Source organism: Stenotrophomonas sp. P5_B8 (genome assembly GCF_054049855.1).
Genome location: NZ_JBFULO010000466.1, coordinates 1 through 2,805 on the forward strand (window position 1 = coordinate 1; position 2,805 = coordinate 2,805).

Genomic DNA, 2,805 nt, shown 5'->3' on the forward strand with positions numbered 1-2,805 from the left:
CGGCAACGCTTCCCCGACGGGGCGCCCATGTGCGCCCCGTCTGCGTTGGACGCACCGCTGTGATGACACCGGCGCTACATGTGGCTGTGTAACCTTGTGTTCTGTCACTGGCCGGCCATGGCGTGGCACGGGATCGCTCATACTGGCTGCGATCCGGTACCCTAGGGCCGCCGGCAAACGCAAGCAGGCCCGCTCCGCGCGGACCACTGCAAGCCATCCGCAAGAGGAGTCACCCCGCATGAGCGATTCGTTCTCCACCCGCAGCCAGCTGGACGTCGGCGGCAAGACCTACGACTACTTCAGCCTGCCCAAGCTCGGACAGCAGTTCGATATCTCCCACCTGCCCTATTCGATGAAGATCCTGCTGGAGAATCTGCTCCGGCACGAGGACGGCGGCGCTACCGTCGGCCGCGACCACATCGAAGCAGTGGCCAAGTGGGACCCCAAGGCCGAACCGGATATTGAAATCGCCTTCATGCCGGCCCGCGTGGTCCTGCAGGACTTCACCGGCGTGCCCTGCGTGGTCGACCTGGCCGCGATGCGCGATGCGGTGGTCAAGCTCGGCGGTCGCCCGGAACAGATCAACCCGCAGATTCCCTCCGAGCTGGTGATCGACCACTCGGTGCAGGTGGATGTATTCGGCACGCCGGATGCGCTGGACCTCAACGGCAAGATCGAATTCCAGCGCAACATGGAACGCTACGGCTTCCTGCGCTGGGGCCAGAAGGCGTTCGACAACTTCAAGGTGGTGCCACCCAACACCGGCATCGTCCACCAGGTCAACCTGGAAAACCTGGCCCGCGTGGTGATGACCGCGGACAAGGATGGCAAGGCCATCGCGTATCCGGACACCGTATTCGGGACCGACAGCCACACCACCATGATCAATGGCATCGGCGTGCTCGGCTGGGGCGTGGGCGGCATCGAAGCGGAGGCGGCCATGCTCGGCCAGCCGTCCTCGATGCTGATCCCGCAGGTGGTCGGCTTCAAGCTGACCGGACGCATGCCCGAAGGCGCCACCGCCACCGACCTGGTGCTGACCGTCACCCAGATGCTGCGCAAGCACGGGGTGGTCGGCAAGTTCGTCGAGTTCTTCGGCGAAGGCCTGCAGCACCTGCCGCTGGCCGACCGCGCCACCATCGGCAACATGGCACCCGAGTACGGCGCCACCTGCGGCATCTTCCCGATCGACGGCGAATCGCTGACCTACCTGCGCCTGTCCGGCCGCAGCGAGGAACAAATCGCGCTGGTCGAGGCCTACGCCAAGGCCCAAGGCCTGTGGCACGACGCCGACACCGCACACGCCAGCTACAGCGTCACCCTGGAACTGGACATGGGCACGGTCAAGCCGTCGCTGGCCGGCCCCAAGCGCCCGCAGGACCGCGTGCTGCTCGAGGACGTCAAGCAGAACTACCGCGACAGCCTGGTCGGCCTCACCACCAACCGCGACAAGCGCACAGAGGACGTATCCAACTTCGTCAATGAAGGCGGTGGTGCGGCGGTCGGCAACGAGCAACTGGCCAAGAGCTACAGCGATGTCGAACTGGACGGCACGAAATTCCGGCTGAAGGATGGCGCGGTGGTGATCGCCGCGATCACCTCGTGCACCAACACCTCCAATCCGGCGGTGATGATCGGCGCCGGCCTGCTCGCCCGCAACGCGGCCGCCAAGGGCCTGGACCGCAAGCCCTGGGTAAAGACCTCGCTCGGCCCAGGCTCGCGCGTGGTCACCGATTACCTTGAAAAGGCCGGTGTACTCACCGAGCTGGAAAAGATCGGCTTCTACGTGGTCGGCTACGGCTGCACCACCTGCATCGGCAACTCCGGTCCGCTGCCGGCCGAAGTCAGCGCGGGCATCGCCGCGGGCGACCTGGTGGTGACCTCGGTGCTGTCGGGCAACCGCAACTTCGAAGGCCGCGTGCACCCGGAAGTCAAAATGAACTACCTGGCCAGCCCGCCGCTGGTGGTGGCGTATGCGATCGCCGGCACTACCGACATCGACCTGACCACCGAACCACTCGGCACCGGCAGCGATGGCCAGCCGGTGTACCTGCGCGACATCTGGCCCAGCAACAAGGAAATCGGCGATGTGATCGCCGCGACCATCGGCCCGGAGATGTTCAAGCAGAACTACGCCGACGTGTTCAAGGGCGATTCGCGCTGGAACAACATCAAGTCCCCGGACGGCGACCTGTATGAGTGGGACGGCCACTCCACCTACATCAAGAACCCGCCGTATTTCGAGGGCATGACCATGCAGGTCGGCCACATCGACGACGTGCACGGCGCGCGGGTGATGGGCCTGTTCGGCGATTCGATCACCACCGATCACATCTCCCCGGCCGGCAACATCAAGAAGGATTCGCCCGCCGGGCGCTTCCTGCAGGAACGCGGCGTGCAACCGGCCGACTTCAACAGCTATGGCAGCCGTCGTGGCAACGATGACGTCATGGTCCGTGGCACCTTCGCCAACATCCGCATCAAGAACCTGATGTTCGGTGGCGAGGAAGGCGGCAACACGCTGTACTTCCCCAAGGACGGCGGCGAGCCGCAGAAGCTGGCCATCTACGACGCGGCCATGAAATACAAGGCCGAAGGCGTGCCGCTGGTGGTGTTTGCCGGCAAGGAGTATGGCACCGGCTCCTCGCGCGACTGGGCGGCAAARGGCACCAATCTGCTGGGCGTCAAGGCGGTCATCGCAGAGAGCTTCGAGCGCATCCATCGCTCCAACCTGGTCGGCATGGGCGTGCTGCCGCTGCAGTTCAAGGCCGGCGAGAACGCGCAGAGCCTGGGTCTGGACGGTTC

Annotated in this window: 1 protein-coding gene; it reads left to right on the forward strand. The window is 65.0% G+C overall.

What is annotated here, in order from left to right; all coding sequences use genetic code 11:
* Positions 1-238: 238 nt before the first annotated feature.
* On the forward strand, positions 239-2,805 hold a 2,567-nt coding region (acnA, locus tag ACXJKH_RS18125), incomplete at its 3' end, for an aconitate hydratase AcnA (RefSeq protein WP_457321417.1).